This window comes from Pseudomonas sp. QD4 (assembly GCF_049199125.1).
In the GTDB taxonomy this organism is placed as follows: Bacteria; Pseudomonadota; Gammaproteobacteria; order Pseudomonadales; family Pseudomonadaceae; genus Aquipseudomonas.
The window spans coordinates 324,562-343,432 of sequence record NZ_JBLZOM010000005.1 but is presented as its reverse complement, the minus strand read 5'-3'; the positions used below and the strand labels follow the sequence as shown (position 1 = coordinate 343,432).

General features: G+C 61.9%; 12 protein-coding genes and 1 pseudogene. 12 read left to right on the top strand and 1 reads right to left on the bottom strand.

What is annotated here, in order from left to right; genetic code table 11:
• Nucleotides 1–120: 120 nt before the first annotated feature.
• Nucleotides 121–2,556, bottom strand: coding sequence for a penicillin-binding protein 1A (locus tag ACOZJV_RS27165; protein ID WP_421548920.1), 2,436 nt, complete (start codon nt 2,554–2,556; stop codon nt 121–123).
• 230 nt (nt 2,557–2,786) lie between these two features.
• On the opposite strand from ACOZJV_RS27165, the gene ACOZJV_RS27160 reads away from it, so the two are divergent.
• The 12 genes and pseudogenes from ACOZJV_RS27160 (at nt 2,787) to ACOZJV_RS27105 (ending at nt 18,725) form a co-directional block, all read left to right on the top strand.
• Entirely contained in the window at nt 2,787–3,836 is a 1,050-nt protein-coding gene (locus tag ACOZJV_RS27160; RefSeq protein WP_421548907.1) for a pilus assembly protein PilM, read from the top strand.
• The gene (locus ACOZJV_RS27155) at nt 3,836–4,402 is read left to right on the top strand and encodes a PilN domain-containing protein (RefSeq protein WP_201129127.1); all 567 of its coding nucleotides are present in this window, start codon (nt 3,836–3,838) and stop codon (nt 4,400–4,402) included. The genes ACOZJV_RS27160 and ACOZJV_RS27155 overlap by 1 nt, the downstream gene beginning before the upstream one ends.
• The gene (locus tag ACOZJV_RS27150) at nt 4,399–5,022 is read left to right on the top strand and encodes a type 4a pilus biogenesis protein PilO (protein WP_421548906.1); all 624 of its coding nucleotides are present in this window, start codon (nt 4,399–4,401) and stop codon (nt 5,020–5,022) included. The genes ACOZJV_RS27155 and ACOZJV_RS27150 overlap by 4 nt, the downstream gene beginning before the upstream one ends.
• A complete protein-coding gene (locus ACOZJV_RS27145; RefSeq protein WP_421548905.1) occupies nt 5,019–5,546 on the top strand; it encodes a pilus assembly protein PilP in 528 nt (175 codons plus the stop codon). The genes ACOZJV_RS27150 and ACOZJV_RS27145 overlap by 4 nt, the downstream gene beginning before the upstream one ends.
• 112 nt (nt 5,547–5,658) lie before the next feature.
• A pseudogene (locus ACOZJV_RS27140) lies at nt 5,659–7,281 on the top strand (type IV pilus secretin PilQ); the annotation flags it as partial.
• Between the two features lie 4 nt (nt 7,282–7,285).
• Nucleotides 7,286–7,804, top strand: coding sequence for a shikimate kinase AroK (gene aroK, locus ACOZJV_RS27135; RefSeq protein ID WP_078469456.1), 519 nt, complete (start codon nt 7,286–7,288; stop codon nt 7,802–7,804).
• A 148-nt stretch (nt 7,805–7,952) separates the two neighbouring features.
• Nucleotides 7,953–9,053, top strand: a complete 1,101-nt coding sequence (aroB, locus tag ACOZJV_RS27130; protein WP_078469457.1) for a 3-dehydroquinate synthase — start codon at nt 7,953–7,955, stop codon at nt 9,051–9,053.
• A gap of 10 nt (nt 9,054–9,063) precedes the next feature.
• Nucleotides 9,064–10,644, top strand: coding sequence for an AAA family ATPase (locus ACOZJV_RS27125; protein ID WP_421548904.1), 1,581 nt, complete (start codon nt 9,064–9,066; stop codon nt 10,642–10,644).
• A gap of 351 nt (nt 10,645–10,995) precedes the next feature.
• The gene (gene gltB / locus ACOZJV_RS27120) at nt 10,996–15,444 is read left to right on the top strand and encodes a glutamate synthase large subunit (protein WP_078469459.1); all 4,449 of its coding nucleotides are present in this window, start codon (nt 10,996–10,998) and stop codon (nt 15,442–15,444) included.
• 124 nt (nt 15,445–15,568) lie between these two features.
• On the top strand, nt 15,569–16,987 hold the full coding sequence (locus ACOZJV_RS27115) for an FAD-dependent oxidoreductase (RefSeq protein ID WP_078469460.1): 1,419 nt from the start codon (nt 15,569–15,571) through the stop codon (nt 16,985–16,987).
• A 189-nt stretch (nt 16,988–17,176) separates the two neighbouring features.
• On the top strand, nt 17,177–18,244 hold the full coding sequence (gene hemE / locus ACOZJV_RS27110; protein ID WP_078469461.1) for a uroporphyrinogen decarboxylase: 1,068 nt from the start codon (nt 17,177–17,179) through the stop codon (nt 18,242–18,244).
• Nucleotides 18,245–18,377: 133 nt separating this feature from the next.
• The gene (locus tag ACOZJV_RS27105; RefSeq protein ID WP_078469462.1) at nt 18,378–18,725 is read left to right on the top strand and encodes a YgiW/YdeI family stress tolerance OB fold protein; all 348 of its coding nucleotides are present in this window, start codon (nt 18,378–18,380) and stop codon (nt 18,723–18,725) included.
• Nucleotides 18,726–18,871: the final 146 nt, after the last annotated feature.

Here is an 18,871-nt window from a genome sequence, read left to right as displayed (position 1 = left end):
AAAAACCCGGCCTTTGAGCCGGGTTTTTTTATGGGCGTTTTGAGCTACAAGCGGCAAGAGAGAAGCAGTGTGTACTGCTTCTCTCTTGCCGCTTGAAACTAAAAGCTTGCCGCTGCCCCCTTAGAACAAGTCGGCTGGCGCTGATTCGTCAGCTGGCAGTGGGCTGCCCGGCACGCTGCCGTTGCCCAGTTCGTTGACCGACGGTGGGCTGTCTTCGCTTTTGAACAGCTCGAAGTAGGCGTTTGGCGTACCTGGGGTGGCGGCGCGGCCACTGACCGGGTCGACCCGCAGGCTGAGGATGCCTTCCGGTTCGGGCTGGGTGTGTGGTGGCCGGCCCTTGAGCGCGGCGCCCATGTAGTTCATCCAGATCGGTAGGGCCACGGTGCCGCCGAATTCGCGGCGGCCGAGGCTTTCCGGCTGGTCGAAGCCGGTCCACACGGTGGTCACGTAATCGGCGTTGTAGCCGGAGAACCAGGCGTCCTTGGACTCGTTGGTGGTACCGGTCTTGCCTGCCAGGTCGGTGCGGCCCAGGGCCAGGGCGCGGCGCCCGGTGCCGAGCTTGATCACGTCCTGCAGCATGCTGTTGAGGATGTAGGTGGTGCGCCCGTCGACAATCCGCTCGGCAACGGCCGGGGTCTGGGCCACTGGCTGAGCCGGGTTTTCACCGCCAACCTGGTTGACGGTGAAGGTCTGCTCGCTTGGCGCCGCTATGCCGCTGCTGGCGCTGACGCTGTTGGGCACGCTGGGCGGGTTGGCGGTGAACAGGTTCTCGCCGTTGCGGCTTTCGATCTTGTCGATGATGTACGGCGAGATCTTGTAGCCACCATTGGCAAAGGTGCTCCAGCCGGTGGCGATTTCCATCGGGGTCAGCGTCGCGGTGCCCAGGGCCAGGGATAGGTTGCGTGGCAGGTCCTGCTTGTTGAAGCCGAACTTGCTGATGTAGTCGATGGTGCGGTCGACCCCCATGCTTTGCAGGAGGCGGATCGATACCAGGTTGCGCGACTTGTACAGCGCTTCGCGCATGCGAATCGGGCCGAGGAAGGTGTTGGTGTCGTTTTTCGGACGCCAGACCTTATCCAGGTATTCGTCGACGAACACGATCGGCGCATCGTTCACCAGGCTGGCGGCGGTGTAGCCGTTATCCAGGGCAGCGCTATAGACGAACGGCTTGAAGCTCGAGCCGGGTTGGCGCTTGGCCTGCATGGCGCGGTTGTAGTTGCTTTGCTCGAAGGCGAAGCCGCCAACCAGTGCCCGAATGGCCCCGTTCTGTGGGTCCAGGGACACCAGGGCGCCCTGGGCCACGGGGAGCTGGCTGAATTTCAGCGAGTTGTCAGCCTGGCGTTGCACGCGGATCAGGTCGCCGACCTGGGCCACGTCCGATGGCTGCTTGGGCGCCGGGCCCATGCTGTTGGTGTTAAGGAAAGGGCGGGCCCATTTCATGCTGTCCCAGCTCACATGCTCTTCACCGGTGCGGGTCAGGACCTGCACGCCGGTCTTGTCGACCTGGGTGACGATGGCGGGTTCAAGCCCGCTGATAGGACGTTGTTTGGTCAGCTCCGAGGCCCAGGCTGCCTGGGTCTTGCCGGGCAGGCGCGATTCCGGGCCACGGTAACCGTGACGCTGGTCGTAGCTGATCAGGCCTTCATGAACGGCGGTGTTGGCCATTTCCTGCAGGTTGCTCGGCACCGTGGTGGTGACGCGGAAACCTTCGGTGTAGGCGTCGCTGCCGTAGCGCCCGACCATCTCGGCACGGGCCATTTCGGCGATGTACGGTGCGTTAACTTCAGGGGTCGGTACGTGGTAGCTGGCGTTGAGCGGCTCGTTGATCGCGGTGGTGTACGCCGCTTCGTCGATTTTGCCGAGCTTGTACATGCGGCCCAGGATCCAGTCGCGTCGCTCCTTGCTGCGGGCCGGGTTGGCCAGCGGGTTGAAGCGTGACGGCGCCTTGGGCAGGCCGGCAATCATCGCCATCTGCGCCAGGCTCACGTCACGAATCGATTTGCCGTAATACACCTGCGCCGCCGCCTCGATGCCGTAGGCACGGTTACCCAGATAGATCTTGTTGACGTACAGCTCAAGGATTTCGTCCTTGGTCAGCTGGCGTTCGATCTGCAGGGCCAGGAGGATTTCCGTGGTCTTGCGCGAGAAGCTGCGTTCGCTGGTCAGGAAGAAGTTTTTTGCGACCTGCATGGTGATGGTGCTGCCGCCCGACTGGATGTGGCCACTCTTGACCAATTGGGTCGCGGCACGCATCAGGCTGCTGGGGTCAACACCGTAATGGTTAGCAAAGTTGTCGTCTTCAGCACTTAGTAACGCATTGATGAAGTTGGGGGGAATGTCGGCGAAACGTATCGGTGTACGGCGCATTTCGCCGAATTCTGCGATCAACTTGCCGTCGCTGCTGTAGACCCGGAGGGGAATCTGCAACTGGATACTTCTGAGCGCCTCTACGGACGGTAACCCAGGACTAAGATAGAGAAACGCGCCGGACAGAGCCAAAAGCAGCCCGCAGAACACAGCGACGATGGACCACCCGAAAAACTTCAGCAGACGAATCAAGGCTTTTGGATTTCCAGAGAAAGGAATGAATTAGGCGTCAGGGCATTCACGGCAAGTATTCACGGTAAATGGGATCGACCCACGCGGCAGGCAAAGCGGAAAAAAACGCTGGGCATTATAAGCATTTTCCGCCAAGGGCGTCATTTGCCGGTCTGTCAAGGCGCGGTGATTGAACGCAATGGGCATTAGGGAGTCCGTAACTCACGGAAAGTCATAGGGAATGGGTAGTGCTAGGACTCTTCAGTAAAAAGACGAGTTCCCTCCTGGGAATCGATATCAGCTCCACCTCGGTCAAGCTGGTCCAATTGAGCCGCGTCGGCGATCGCCACCGGGTCGAGGCCTACGCCGTGGAGGCGCTGCCTCACAGTGCGGTGGTCGAGAAGCGGATCGCCGAGCTTGAGGTGGTCGGGCAGGCCCTCTCGCGAGTAGTGCTCAAGGCCGATTCGCTCGGCAAGGGCGCAGCGGTAGCGATGGCCGGATCGGCAGTCATCAGCAAACTTATCCAGATGCCCGCCGGACTTTCCGACGAAGCGTTGGAAAACCAGCTCAAGGTCGAGGCCGGACAATATATTCCCTACCCCCTGGACGAGGTCGCCATCGACTTTGAGGTCCAGGGCTGTTCTGCGCACCACCCGGACCAGGTGGACGTGCTGCTGGTGGCTTGTCGCAAGGAGCACGTCGAGGCGCGGGAAGCGGTCCTGGCGCTGGCGGGACTGACGGCGCGGGTGGTTGATATCGAGGTCGCCGCACTCGAGCGCGTCCTGGCGTTGCAGGTCGCGGTGCCGGGGCGGACTTCGGCGCTGGTCGATATCGGCGCCAGCATGACCACCCTCAGCGTGCTGCACGACGGTCGAGTCATTTATAGCCGCGAACAATTGTTTGGCGGGCGCCAGTTGAGTGAAGCCATCCAGCGGCTTTATGGCCTGTCGGCCGATGAGGCCGAGCGGGCGAAGCATGATGGGCGTTTGCCGGACGACTACCCCGATCAGGTCCTGCAGCCGTTTTGCCAGGAGCTGGTGCAACAGGTCGCACGTTCCCTGCAGTTCTTTGCCGAATCGCCCCAGGCTCGGGCGCTGGATGACCTGCTGCTGGCGGGCGGTAGTGCCGGGTTGCCGGGTTTGGCGGAGGTCTTGGGCCGGGAGCTGGGTGTTGCGGTTCGGCTGGCCGATCCCTTCGCCGGCATGGCCATCGGTGACAAGGTCGATGCGTTGGCCCTGCAGCGTGACGGGCCGATGTTGATGATTGCCTGCGGCCTGGCGTTGCGAGGGCTCGACTGATGGCGCGGATCAATCTGTTGCCCTGGCGCGAAGAGTTGCGCGAGACGCGGCGCAAGCGTTTTTTCCTGACCCTGGGCGCAGTGCTGGTGGGCGGCTTGGCCGTGGTGCTGGTGGCCGAGCGCTACATTGATGCCGCGATCGAGCGACAACTGGCCCGCAATAACCACCTGAGCCAGCAGGCCGCCCACCTCGATCAGCGGATCGTGCAGATCAACGAACTCAAGGCCCATCGCCAGCAACTGATGGAGCGGATGAAGATCATCGAGGACCTGCAAGGTAACCGCTCGATCAGCGCGCGGGTGTTCGACCAGTTGGTGCGGACCCTGCCTGACGGGGTGTATTTCACCGACGTCTCCCAGGTGGGTACTACGCTGGCGATCTCCGGGTCCGCCGAGTCCAATGACCGGATCTCCGAGCTGATGCGTCAGCTGGACCGCTCCGAGTGGTTTGACGCGCCGGTGCTTGGCGAGGTCAAGGGAACGGCGGCCGAAGGTGCGAACCAGGCCAGCCGCTTCCAGCTGAGCGTGCGTCAGACCCGGGCTGCCGCGCCGGAGGACCAGCAGTGAGCATCAGCCGTTGGTTTGCCGCGTTGCGCAAGACGGAATGGGGCGAGCTGGGTACCCACAACATTGGCTCCTGGCCGATCACGGTCAAGACGGCCGTGGCCGGCCTGGTGCTGCTGGTGGTGCTGGCGACGGGCTACAACCTTTATCTCAGCGGTTCGCTGGAACATCTGGAGCACAAGCGCGGGGAGGAGGTGCAGCTCAAGCAGCAGTTCGCCAGCAAGGCCCGCCAGGCTGCGAACCTTGAGCGCTACAGCGAGCAGCTGCATGTCATGCAGAACGCCTTCGGGCTCTTGCTGCGGCAACTGCCCAGCGATACCGAGGTGCCCGGCCTGTTGGAAGACATCAGCCGGACCGGACTGGGCAGTGGCCTGGAATTCGAGGAGATCAAACTGCTGCCGGAGGTGACGCGGCCGTTCTATATCGAGCTGCCGATCCAGATCACCGTGATCGGTGCCTACCATGACCTGGCAACCTTCGTCAGCGGTGTCTCCGGACTGCCGCGCATCGTGACCCTGCATGATTTCGAGATCAAACCGCTGGCGGCGGGCGACGGCTCCCGGTTGCGCATGAGCATCCAGGCCCGGACCTATCGCTACAACGGCCAGGAGCCGCAGCGATGAACGTGCGGCAGTGGGGCGTGATGGTGATGCTGGGCGGCAGTTTGAGCGGCTGCGATGGCCGCGATGATTTCAATGATCTGGACGCCTACATGAATCAGATGCGCCTGCAGCCGCCGGCGCAGATTGAACCAACGCCGGCAATCCGGTCTTACCCATCATTCACCTATGACGCAGCGTCGTTGCGCAGCCCGTTCCAGCCGCCACTCAGGGTCGATCCGGCGGGACGACTTTGGGGTTCGAGCAACGTGGCGCCGGACCCGGCCCGGGTGAAGCAGTTTCTCGAAGGGTTCGGCATTGAACAGTTCGAGATGGTCGGGACCCTTTCCAATGCTTCCGGATCCTTTGCATTGCTGCGCGGTGCGGGTGGTGTGTACCGGCTGAAAGTCGGTGACTACCTGGGGCGCAACGATGGCCGAGTCATCGCTATCAGCGATTCACAGATCGAGGTGGTCGAGATTGTTCCCGATGGAGCGGGAGCCTGGCTGGAGCGACCACGGACGATCCCCTTGAAAGAGCACTCTTAGTGGAACTCGAATAATGAACAGGATTCTTTCAGCCTTCGGCACCGCGCTATGGATAGCGCTGCTGTCGCCCATGGCCTTCGCTGCCAGCCCCAAGACCCAGGATGCCTCCGCCCAGGGGCGCGCCATCAACAGCCTGGATTTCCAGCGTGGCGATCGTGGCGAAGGCAATGTGCAGATCCGCTTGTCCGACCCGGGCATCAGCGCGGACGTCCAGCGCCAGGACGGCAAGATCGTCCTCAGGTTCAGCCGGGTCCAATTGCCCGAGCGGCAGCGTGTGCGCCTCGACGTCAAGGATTTCGCCACCCCGGTGCAGTTCGTCAACGCCACGGCCAAAGCCGATCAGGTGACCATCAGCATCGACGCCGGCGGCGAATTTGATTTTTCGACCTATCAGACCGACCGCCTGCTGACGGTCAGCGTTCGTCCCCTGAATGATAAAGACCGGCAAAAACGTGCCGCGACGCCAGCCTACAGCGGTGAAAAGCTGTCGCTGAATTTCCAGAACATCGAAGTGCGTTCCGTGTTGCAACTGATCGCCGATTTCACCGGGCTCAACCTGGTGGCCAGCGATACGGTGCAGGGCGGCATTACCTTGCGCCTGCAAAATGTGCCCTGGGATCAGGCGCTGGACCTGGTGCTCAAGACCAAGGGGCTGGACCAGCGCAAGATCGGCAACGTGCTGCTGGTGGCGCCGGCGGATGAAATCGCCGCCCGCGAACGCCAGGAACTGGAGTCGCAGAAGCAGCTGGAAGACCTGGCGCCGCTGCGTCGGGAACTGTTGCAGGTCAACTACGCCAAGGCGGCGGATATTGCCAAGCTGTTCCAGTCGGTCACCAGCGTTGAAGAAAAGGCCGACGAACGAGGCTCGATCACGGTCGATGACCGGACCAACAACATCATTGCCTACCAGACCCAGGAGCGCCTCGACGAGCTGCGGCGGATCGTGGCGCAGCTGGATATCCCGGTGCGCCAGGTGATGATCGAGGCGCGCATCGTCGAAGCCAACGTCGACTACGACAAAAGCCTGGGCGTGCGCTGGGGTGGCTCGGTGCAGAACCAGGGCAACTGGAATGCCTCCGGGGTACAGAACGGTGCCAATGGTTCGTCGACCATCGGCACGCCGGGCAGCACCAGCAGCAACGCGCCCTTCGTCGACCTGGGGGCGGTGGCCAACACCTCGGGGATCGGCATCGCCTACATCACCGATAACGTGCTGCTCGACCTGGAGCTGACCGCCATGGAAAAGACCGGCAACGGGGAAATTGTCTCGCAACCAAAGGTGGTCACTTCCGACAAGGAAACCGCCAAGATCCTCAAGGGCACCGAGATTCCCTACCAGGAGGCCAGCTCCAGTGGCGCCACCTCGGTGGCATTCAAGGAGGCCTCGTTATCGCTGGAGGTGACGCCGCAGATCACCCCGGACAACCGCATCATCATGGAGGTCAAGGTCACCAAGGATGAGCCGGACTACCTCAACAGGGTTCAGGATGTGCCGCCCATCAGGAAAAACGAGGTCAACGCCAAGGTTCTGGTCAACGACGGGGTGACGATCGTCATCGGTGGGGTTTTCTCGAATACGCAAAGCAAGGTTGTAGATAAAGTGCCATTTCTTGGCGATGTGCCGTATCTTGGCCGCCTTTTCCGGCGTGACGTGGTGTCGGAGAAAAAATCCGAGCTGCTGGTATTTCTCACTCCGCGTATCATGAATAACCAGGCGATTGCTGTGAGTCGTTGATTCTGTGCGAAATTTGATTCTTGTTGGGCCGATGGGGGCTGGAAAAAGCACCATCGGTCGCTTGCTGGCCAAAGAGCTGCGCCTGCCATTCAAAGATTCCGATAAGGAAATTGAACTGCGCACGGGCGCCAATATCCCGTGGATCTTCGATAAGGAAGGCGAGCCCGGCTTTCGTGACCGCGAGCAGGCGATGATTGCCGAACTCTGTGGATCCGACGGCGTGGTGCTGGCCACCGGCGGCGGCGCGGTCATGCGTGAAGCCAATCGTCGAGCCCTGCACGAAGGCGGGCGCGTGGTCTATCTGCATGCTTCGGTGGAGCAGCAGGTGGGGCGTACCGCACGGGACCGCAACCGTCCGCTGCTACGCACTGCCGACCCGGCGAAAACCCTTCGCGACCTGCTGACCATCCGCGACCCGCTTTATCGGGAAATCGCCGATCTGGTGGTGGAAACCGATGAGCGGCCGCCGCGAATGGTGGTTCTGGACATACTGGAGCGCTTGCAGCAGCTTCCTCCCCGTTAATGCGCCGAGCGAAATGCGCTATCCTCGGCGTCGCGCTTTGACCGCCTGAGGTCGTGGCGTAGAGCCATCAGAGAGCGTCAGAACACCAGGCAATGCCAGCCGTTGATACAGGGCTCGGCGCCTGCTTCCATCTTCACTGTGGGGACACATGCAGACACTTAAGGTCGACCTGGGCGAGCGCAGCTACCCGATTCATATTGGCGAAGGTTTGTTGGATCAACCCGAGCTGCTGGTACCGCATATCGCCGGGCGGCAAGTGGCGATCATTTCCAATGAAACTGTCGCGCCGCTGTACCTTGAGCGTCTGACCCGCAGCCTCGGGCAGTTTTCCGTGATCTCGGTGATTCTTCCGGATGGCGAAGCCTTCAAGAACTGGGAAACCCTGCAGCTGATTTTCGACGGCCTGCTGACCGCGCGGCATGATCGGCGGACCACCGTCATCGCCCTGGGTGGCGGGGTTATCGGCGATATGGCCGGTTTTGCCGCAGCTTGCTATCAGCGCGGTGTCGACTTCATCCAGATTCCCACCACCCTGCTGTCGCAAGTGGATTCCTCGGTCGGCGGCAAGACCGGAATCAACCATCCGCTGGGCAAGAACATGGTTGGGGCGTTCTATCAGCCCAATGTAGTGCTGATCGATACCACCAGTCTCAACACCTTGCCGGCGCGCGAGCTATCGGCAGGCCTGGCGGAAGTGATCAAGTACGGGCTGATCTGCGATGAGCCTTTTCTCACCTGGCTTGAAGAAAACGTCGACCGGCTGCGAGCTCTGGACCAACAAGCGCTGACTTACGCCATCGAACGCTCCTGCGCGGCCAAGGCGGCCGTGGTCGGCGCCGACGAACGTGAGTCCGGTGTACGCGCCACGCTCAACCTGGGCCACACCTTTGGCCACGCCATCGAAACCCACATGGGTTATGGCGTATGGCTGCATGGCGAGGCGGTGGCTGCGGGCACCGTCATGGCCCTCGAAATGTCCGCGCGCCTGGGCTGGATTTCCGCCCAGGAACGCGACCGCGGCATTCGCCTGTTCCAGCGCGCGGGCTTGCCGGTCATCCCCCCTGAGGAGATGACCGAAGCGGATTTTCTCGAACATATGGCAATTGACAAGAAAGTGATCGACGGTCGTTTGCGTCTGGTGCTATTGCGCCGCATGGGCGAAGCCGTAGTGACCGACGATTATCCGAAAGAGGTTTTACAGGCCACGCTGGGAGCGGATTACCGCGTTCTGGCTCAGCTTAAAGGTTAATAAGATCCCCATGACTAGTTTGCACGCCGACGAGGCTTTCCTCGGCCATTACCAGTTAAGCCACGACCCTTTTGCACCGCGGGTCCCTGGTTTCAAATTTTTCCCTGCCCAACGCAAACCGGTGTTGGGCCAGTTGCATCACCTGGCGCGTTATAGCCAGCTGTTGCTGGTGGTTACCGGCCCCCAAGGCAGTGGCAAGACCCTGTTGCGCCAGGCCCTGGTGGCCAGCACCAACAAGCAATCGGTGCAGAGCGTGGTGGTTTCCGCCCGTGGCGCCGGCGACGCGGCCGGCGTGTTGCGCCAGGTGGCGCAGGCGTTGAATGTGGCCCAGGCCGAGGTCGGGCCGATCCTGTCCCAGGTGGTGCAACTGGCACTGACTGGCCAGGAAGTCTATCTGCTGGTGGATGATGCCGAGCAACTCGACGAGTCAGCCCTGGAAGCCTTGCTGGCCCTGGCCGCTGGCGCGCCGGAAGGTCGGCCGCATGTGTTCCTGTTTGGCGAGTCGTCGCTGATTGCCGCCCTGGAGCAATTGAGCACCGAGGAAGAGCGCTTCCACGTCATCGAATTGCAGCCCTACAGCGAAGAAGAAACCCGCGAATACCTGGCCCAGCGTCTTGAGGGGGCAGGCCAGGGGATCGAACTTTTCTCTGCGGATCAGATCACTGATATTCACGAAAGCTCCGATGGCTGGCCTGGCAACATCAACCAGGTCGCTCGCGATGCAATGATCGAAGCCATGATTGCCAGCCGCTCAGCGGTCAAGCGTCCAAGTATGGGGTTCAACATGCCGAAGAAACACGTATTGGCGATATCCGCAGTAGTGGTTGTCGCGGTGGCCGCTGCCTGGTTGATGCCGGGTCGCAGCAAAGCGCCGGCGACCGGCGCACCTGCTACTGAACAAGCGCAGCTGCCCCTGGGGCAGAAACCGACACCTAACAGTGGTGGAAGCCCGGCGGTCGAATTCGCCGGCTCTTCGCAGCCAATGCCGCTGCCGCTGGTAGGCCAGTCGCAACCGGTCATGCGCGGCCCTCTGGCCGAGGCGGCAGGTGGCATCAGCGAAGGCGACGATGGCGTGCCGGTCGAAGGCTCCAGCGCCACGCCACCGACCGTGACCACCACCGCGCCGCCTAGCGGCATGGCAGCGGGCCCGGCGCCGACTCCGGCCGCGCGTCCGACCCCGGCACCGACCCAGGTCGCCACCGCCAAACCTGCTGCCAAGCCCGCAGAGAAACCGGTCGCCGCCGCCAAACCGGCTGCGCCTGCCAAACCTGTCGAGAAACCAGTGGTGGTGGCCAAGGCCACCGGTGGCAGTTGGTACGCCGGCCAGGCGCCGGGCAACTACGTGGTGCAGATCCTCGGCACCAGCTCGGAAACCGCAGCCCAGAGCTTCGTCAAGGAGCAGGGTGGCGAGTACCGTTATTTCAAGAAAGTCCTCAACGGCAAGCCGCTTTACGTGATCACTTACGGCAACTTCTCCAGCCGTGATGCAGCTGTAAACGCCATCAAAGCCTTGCCAGCGAAGGTTCAGGCTGGTAAACCTTGGCCTCGCACTGTCGCCAGCGTCCAACAAGAACTGGCAACAACTCGCTGAAGATTCGGCGGCCTTACCCAGGCCGCCTCTCCCGGCACCTCAAAAAAAATCACAAGGGCATGCTGCCTTCCAGGCCGCGTGCCTTGTGGTGTCTGCGTCACAGTGGCTTTTGAGTCGTAGCGGTCAACATTAAAAATATTTTGACTAGCACAGCGTATCGCTTTAAACCTTTCATAAATGCGACATAGATTTGCGACATTTCGTCGCCAAATTTGTGAGCGTCTGTGTCGGTGTGTACAATGACCTCCCTTTTGCCCCCGCAAAGCTGGCGTACGTTCGGCGCGGATGGTAACGGGTTGAATTGAAAAGAAATTTGCCTCGAACAAGAGGCAGCCTGGTGAGAAAGTGTCTATGAAAGCAGGTCTGTACCAACCAGATGAATTCAAGGATAACTGTGGTTTCGGCCTGATAGCCCATATGCAGGGCGAACCCAGTCATACCCTGTTGCAAACGGCCATTGAGGCCCTGACCTGCATGACCCACCGCGGTGGGATCAACGCAGACGGCAAGACCGGCGACGGTTGCGGTCTGCTGATGCAAAAGCCCGATCTGTTCCTGCGCGCCATCGCCAAGGAACACTTCGGCAATGACCTGCCCAAGCAGTACGCCGTGGGCATGGTGTTCTTCAACCAGGATCCGGTAAAAGCCCAGGCTGCTCGCGAGAACATGAACCGCGAGATCCTGGCTGCCGGCCTGCAATTGATCGGCTGGCGCAAAGTGCCAATCGATACCAGCGTGCTCGGCCGCCTGGCCCTGGAGCGCCTGCCGCAGATCGAACAGGTGTTTATCGGTGGCGAGTCCTTGAGCGATCAGGATTTCGCGATCAAGCTGTTCAGCTCCCGTCGTCGCTCCTCGGTGGCCAACGCCGCCGACACTGACCACTACATCTGCAGCTTTTCCCACAAGACCATCATCTATAAAGGCCTGATGATGCCGGCCGACCTGGCCGCCTTCTATCCAGACCTGGGTGACCCGCGCCTGCAAACCGCGATCTGCGTGTTCCACCAGCGCTTCTCCACCAACACCCTGCCGAAATGGCCGCTGGCCCAGCCATTCCGCTTCCTCGCCCACAACGGCGAGATCAACACCATCACCGGCAACCGCAACTGGGCCCAGGCCCGTCGCACCAAGTTCGCCAACGACCTGATCCCGGACCTCGAAGAGCTCGGCCCGCTGGTCAACCGCGTGGGTTCCGACTCTTCCAGCATGGACAACATGCTGGAGCTGATGGTCACCGGCGGCATCGACCTGTTCCGTGGCGTGCGGATGATCATTCCGCCAGCGTGGCAGAACGTCGAGACCATGGACCCGGACCTGCGTGCGTTCTACGAGTACAACTCGATGCACATGGAGCCGTGGGACGGTCCGGCCGGCGTGGTCATGACCGACGGCCGTTATGCCGTGTGCCTGCTCGACCGTAACGGTCTGCGCCCGGCGCGCTGGGTCACCACCAAGAACGGTTTCATCACCCTGGCTTCGGAAATCGGTGTCTGGAACTACCAGCCTGAAGACGTGATCGCCAAGGGCCGTGTCGGCCCGGGTCAGATCTTTGCCGTGGACACCGAAACCGGGCAGATCCTCGACACCGACGCCATCGATAACCGCTTGAAGTCCCGCCATCCGTACAAGCAATGGCTGCGCAAGAACGCCCTGCGCATCCAGGCGACCATGGAAGACAACGACCACGGTTCGGCTTTCTACGATGTCGACCAGCTCAAGCAGTACATGAAGATGTACCAGGTCACGTTCGAAGAGCGCGACCAGGTGCTGCGTCCACTGGGCGAGCAGGGCTACGAAGCGGTCGGCTCCATGGGCGACGATACGCCAATGGCCGTGCTGTCCCAGCGTGTGCGCACGCCGTACGACTATTTCCGCCAGCAGTTCGCCCAGGTCACCAACCCGCCGATCGACCCGCTGCGTGAAGCCATCGTCATGTCGCTGGAAATCTGCCTCGGTGCCGAGCGCAATATCTTCCAGGAGTCGCCGGAACACGCCTCGCGCGTGATCCTCAGCTCGCCGGTCATTTCCCCGGCCAAGTGGCGTTCGCTGATGAACCTCGACCGCCCGGGCTTCGAGCGTCAGATCATCGATCTGAACTACGACGAAAGCCTTGGCCTGGAAGCGGCGATCCGCAACGTGGCCGATCAGGCTGAAGAAGCCGTGCGCTCCGGCCGCACCCAGATCGTCCTCAGCGATCGTCATATCGCACCGGGCAAGCTGCCGATCCACGCCTCCCTGGCCACTGGCGCGGTGCACCACCGCCTGACCGAAAAGGGCCTGCGCTGCGACTCCAACATCCTGGTCGAGACCGCCACTGCCCGCGATCCGCACCACTTCGCGGTATTGATCGGTTTTGGCGCTTCGGCGGTCTACCCGTTCCTGGCCTACGAAGTGCTGGGCGATCTGATCCGCACCGGTGAAGTGCTGGGCGACCTCTACGAGGTGTTCAAGAACTACCGCAAGGGCATCACCAAGGGCCTGCTCAAGATCCTGTCGAAAATGGGTATCTCGACCATCACTTCGTACCGCGGTGCGCAGTTGTTCGAGGCCATCGGCCTGTCTGAGGAAGTCTGCGAGCTGAGCTTCCGTGGCGTACCAAGCCGCATCAAGGGTGCGCGCTTTGTCGACATCGAAGCCGAGCAGAAAGCCCTGGCAGCCGAAGCCTGGAGCCCGCGCAAGGCCATCCAGCAGGGCGGTTTGCTGAAGTTCGTCCACGGTGGCGAGTACCACGCTTACAACCCGGACGTGGTCAACACCCTGCAGGCCGCTGTGCAGCAGGGCGACTACGCCAAGTTCAAGGAATACACGGCGCTGGTGGACAACCGCCCGGTGTCGATGATCCGCGACCTGTTCAAGGTCAAGGTCCTGGATACCGCGCTCGACCTCAGCGAAGTCGAGCCCCTGGAGTCGGTGCTCAAGCGCTTCGATTCCGCCGGGATCTCCCTCGGCGCACTGTCGCCCGAGGCCCACGAAGCCCTGGCCGAAGCCATGAACCGCCTGGGTGCGCGCTCCAACTCCGGTGAAGGCGGCGAAGACCCGGCGCGTTACGGCACCATCAAGAGCTCGAAAATCAAGCAAGTGGCCACCGGTCGTTTTGGTGTCACCCCGGAGTACCTGGTCAACGCCGAAGTGCTGCAGATCAAGGTGGCCCAGGGTGCCAAGCCCGGTGAGGGCGGCCAGCTGCCAGGCGGCAAGGTCAACGGCCTGATCGCCAAGCTGCGCTATGCGGTTCCGGGCGTGACCCTGATCTCGCCACCGCCGCACCACGACATCTATTCCATCGAAGACTTGTCGCAGCTGATTTTCGACCTGAAGCAGGTCAATCCCCAGGCGCTGGTCTCGGTCAAGCTGGTGGCGGAAGCCGGCGTTGGCACCATCGCCGCTGGCGTGGCCAAGGCCTATGCCGACCTGATCACCATCTCCGGCTACGACGGCGGCACCGGCGCTTCGCCGCTGACGTCGATCAAGTACGCGGGCGCTCCGTGGGAGCTGGGCCTGGCGGAAACCCACCAGACCCTGCGCGGCAACGACCTGCGCGGCAAGGTCCGGGTGCAGACCGACGGCGGCCTGAAAACCGGCCTCGACGTGATCAAGGCCGCAATCCTCGGCGCCGAAAGCTTCGGCTTCGGCACCGCGCCAATGATCGCCCTGGGCTGCAAATACCTGCGCATCTGCCACCTGAACAACTGCGCCACCGGCGTGGCGACGCAGAACGAGAAACTGCGCAAGGATCACTACATCGGCACCGTCGACATGGTGGTGAACTTCTTCACCTACGTCGCCGAAGAAACCCGCGAGTGGCTGGCCAAGCTCGGCGTGCGCTCCCTCGAAGAGCTGATCGGGCGTACCGATCTGCTGGAAATCCTCGAAGGCCAGACCGCCAAGCAGCAACACCTGGACCTGACGCCGTTGCTGGGCAGTGATCACATCCCGGCCGACAAACCGCAGTTCTGCCAGGTGGACCGCAACCCGCCGTTCGACAAAGGCCTGCTGGCCGAGAAGATGGTCGACATGGCGAGGTCGGCCATCAACGACCTCAGCGGCGCCGATTTTGCCCTGGATATCTGTAACTGCGACCGTTCGATCGGTGCGCGGATCTCCGGTGAAATCGCCAAGCTCCACGGCAACCAGGGCATGGCCAAGGCGCCGATCACGTTCCGCTTCAAGGGCACCGCAGGCCAGAGCTTCGGCGTATGGAACGCCGGTGGCTTGAACATGTACCTGGAAGGCGACGCCAACGATTACGTGGGCAAGGGCATGACCGGCGGCAAGCTGGTGATCGTTCCGCCCAAAGGCAGCGTGTACAAGACCCAGGACAGCGCGATTATCGGCAACACCTGCCTGTACGGCGCCACTGGCGGCAAGCTGTTTGCCGCAGGTACGGCCGGCGAGCGGTTCGCGGTGCGCAACTCCGGTGCCCACACCGTGGTTGAAGGCACGGGCGATCACTGCTGCGAATACATGACCGGAGGTTTCGTCTGCGTCCTGGGCAAGACCGGTTACAACTTCGGCTCAGGCATGACCGGCGGGTTCGCCTACGTGCTCGACCAGGACAACACCTTCGTTGACCGGGTCAACCACGAACTGGTGGAAATCCAGCGGATCAGCGGCGAAGCGATGGAGGCCTATCGCAGCCACCTGCAACGTGTGCTGGACGAGTACGTCGCGGAAACCGACAGCGAGTGGGGACGTAATCTCGCCGAGAACCTCGATGACTACTTGCGTCGTTTCTGGCTGGTCAAACCCAAGGCGGCGAGCTTGAAATCTCTGCTCACCAGTACTCGTGCCAACCCGCAATAACGACGCAGCTGCAAGCGGCAAGCTTCAAGCCGCAAGTTAACAGCAGTGCGCGATATGCCTGCACACGTGATTGTCTTGCAGCTTGAAGCTTGTAGCTTCGAGCTGCTGCTAAGAGGTTTTGATAATGGCCGAACGTCTGAATAACGACTTCCAATTCATCGAAGTCGGGCGTAAAGACCCGAAGAAGAAACTGTTGCGTCAACGCAAGAAAGAGTTCGTGGAAATCTACGAACCGTTCAAACCCCAGCATTCGGCCGACCAGGCCCACCGCTGCCTGGGTTGCGGCAACCCGTATTGCGAATGGAAGTGCCCGGTGCACAACTTCATTCCCAACTGGCTGAAGTTGGTGGCCGAGGGCAACATCCTCCAGGCCGCCGAGCTGTCGCACCAGACCAATACCCTGCCGGAAGTCTGCGGCCGCGTTTGCCCCCAGGACCGGCTGTGCGAGGGTGCCTGCACCCTTAACGACGGTTTTGGCGCGGTGACCATCGGTTCGGTGGAGAAGTACATCACCGACACCGCCTTCGCCATGGGCTGGCGTCCGGACATGTCCAAGGTCAAGCCGACCGGCAAGCGCGTCGCGATCATCGGCGCCGGCCCGGCAGGCCTGGGCTGTGCCGACGTTCTGGTGCGCGGCGGCGTGACCCCGGTGGTGTTCGACAAGAACCCGGAAATCGGCGGCCTGCTGACCTTCGGCATCCCCGAGTTCAAGCTGGAAAAGACCGTGCTGAGCAATCGCCGCGAAGTCTTCACTGGCATGGGTATCGAGTTCCGCCTCAACACCGAGGTGGGCAAGGACGTGACCATGGAGCAACTGCTCGCCGAATACGATGCCGTGTTCATGGGCATGGGCACCTACACCTACATGAAAGGCGGTTTTGCCGGTGAAGACCTGCCAGGCGTGCATGACGCGCTCGATTTCCTGATTGCCAACGTCAACCGCAACCTGGGCTTTGAAAAGTCGCCGGAAGATTTCGTCGACATGAAAGGCAAGAGGGTGGTGGTCCTGGGCGGCGGCGACACGGCGATGGACTGCAACCGCACGTCGATCCGTCAGGGCGCCAAGTCGGTGACCTGCGCCTATCGTCGTGACGAAGCGAACATGCCGGGCTCGCGCAAGGAAGTGAAAAACGCCAAGGAAGAAGGGGTGAAGTTCCTCTACAACCGCCAGCCGATCGCCATTGTTGGCGAAGACAAGGTCGAAGGCGTGAAGGTGGTCGAGACCCGTCTCGGCGCGCCGGATGCCCGTGGTCGCCGCAGCCCCGAGCCGATCCCGGGTTCCGAAGAGATCATCCCGGCCGACGCCGTGGTCATCGCCTTCGGTTTCCGCCCGAGCCCGGCACCCTGGTTCGAGCAGTTCAGCATCCAGACCGACAGCCAGGGCCGCGTCGTGGCCCCGGAACAGGCCCAGTACAAACACCAGACCAGCAACCCGAAAATCTTCGCCGGTGGCGATATGGTGCGCGGTTCTGACCTGGTGGTGACGGCGATCTTCGAAGGGCGCAATGCGGCCGAAGGGATCCTCGATTACCTGGGCGTCTGACGACGCCGGCGGCAAGCTGCAAGCGGCAAGTTAGAGGCGATACAGCCTCTCTCTTGAAGCTTGCGCTTGCAGCTTGCAGCTGCTCCCCTCTGTGACAAATTGCCCCCATAGACATAAAGAAACGGCTCTTGCCGTGCCTTTTGCGTCGCGCTCTGAGAAAATGCCCCCACTTTTTTTCCGGATGCCGACATGACTGCCCTGAAGAACGACCGTTTCCTTCGTGCCCTGCTCAAGCAACCCGTAGACGTCACCCCGGTGTGGATGATGCGTCAGGCTGGGCGCTACCTGCCTGAATACCGCGCCAGCCGTGCCAAGGCCGGTGACTTCATGAGCCTGTGCATGAACCCGGAGTTCGCTTGCGAAGTCACGATGCAGCCTCTGGACCGCTATCCGCAGCTGGATGCGGCGATTCTGTTCTCCGACATCCTGACCATCCCCGACGCCATGGGCCAAGGCCTGTATTTTGAAACCGGCGAAGGTCCGCGCTTCAAGAAAGTCGTCAGCACCCTGGCCGATATCGAAGCCCTGCCGATTCCGGATCCGCACAAGGACCTGGGTTATGTGATGGATGCGGTCAGCACCATTCGTCGCGAACTCAATGGCCGTGTACCGCTGATCGGTTTCTCCGGCAGCCCTTGGACCCTGGCGACTTACATGGTCGAAGGCGGCTCGTCGAAAGACTTCCGCAAATCCAAAGCCATGCTTTACGAAAACCCTCAAGCCATGCACTTGCTGCTGGACAAGCTCGCGCAGTCGGTGACGTCCTATCTCAACGGCCAGATCATGGCCGGCGCGCAAGCGGTGCAGATCTTCGACAGCTGGGGTGGCAGCCTCTCGGCGGCGGCCTACCAGGAGTTCTCCCTGGCCTATATGCGCAAGATCGTCAGCGGCCTGATCCGCGAGCACGAGGGGCGCAAGGTTCCGGTGATCCTGTTCACCAAAGGCGGCGGCCTGTGGCTGGAAAGCATCGCCGACGCTGGCGCTGATGCCCTGGGCCTGGACTGGACCTGCGATATCGGCAACGCCCGTGAGCGCGTCGGCAACAAAGTCGCCCTGCAAGGCAACATGGACCCGACCGTGCTCTACGCCAACCCGGAAGCGATCCGCACTGAAGTCGGGCGCATTCTCGCCAGCTACGGCAAAGGCAGCGGCCACGTGTTCAACCTCGGCCACGGCATCACCCCGGAAGTCGATCCGGAACACGCCGGCGCCTTCCTGCGTGCGGTGCATGAGCTGTCGGCGCAGTACCACGAGTAAGCGTCATCCGCTAAAAAACGCCCGGCCAGTGCCGGGCTTTTTTATGGGCGGGGTAAACCGATCGGTGGATTAAGTTTCAATTCAGCATCACTGGTTAACCTGGCTCCATCGAAACCCACACTGGATCACTGCCATGAAAACCCGTTACCTCGTTCTGCTGCTTGCTCCGCTGTTCAGCACCGCTGCTCTGGCTGTCGGTTACACCGGCCCGGGCGCGCACGCGGTCACCACCGTTGCCGCGGCCAACGACGCCGCAGACGACACGCCGGTGGTGTTGCAGGGCCACGTGACCAAGAAGTTGAACAATGACGACAAGTACGAATTCAAGGATGCCAGCGGCACCATCACCGTCGAGATCGATGACGAGGACCTGCCGCCCGTGGCGTTCAACGAAAAGACCCGGGTCAAACTGACCGGTGAAGTCGAGAAGAGCCTGATGAAGCGCGAGATCGATGTCGACCTGGTGGAAATCGTCCAGTAACTCGTCCGGCCTTCTCAGATGCAGTCGCGGGGGGCGGGGGGGGGGGGGGGGGCGGGGGGGGGGGCGGGGGGGGGGGGGCCCCGCCCCCGCCGCGCCGCCGACTGGCCAGTAAAGGGGGGGGGGGGGAGGGGGGGGGGCGGAGGGGG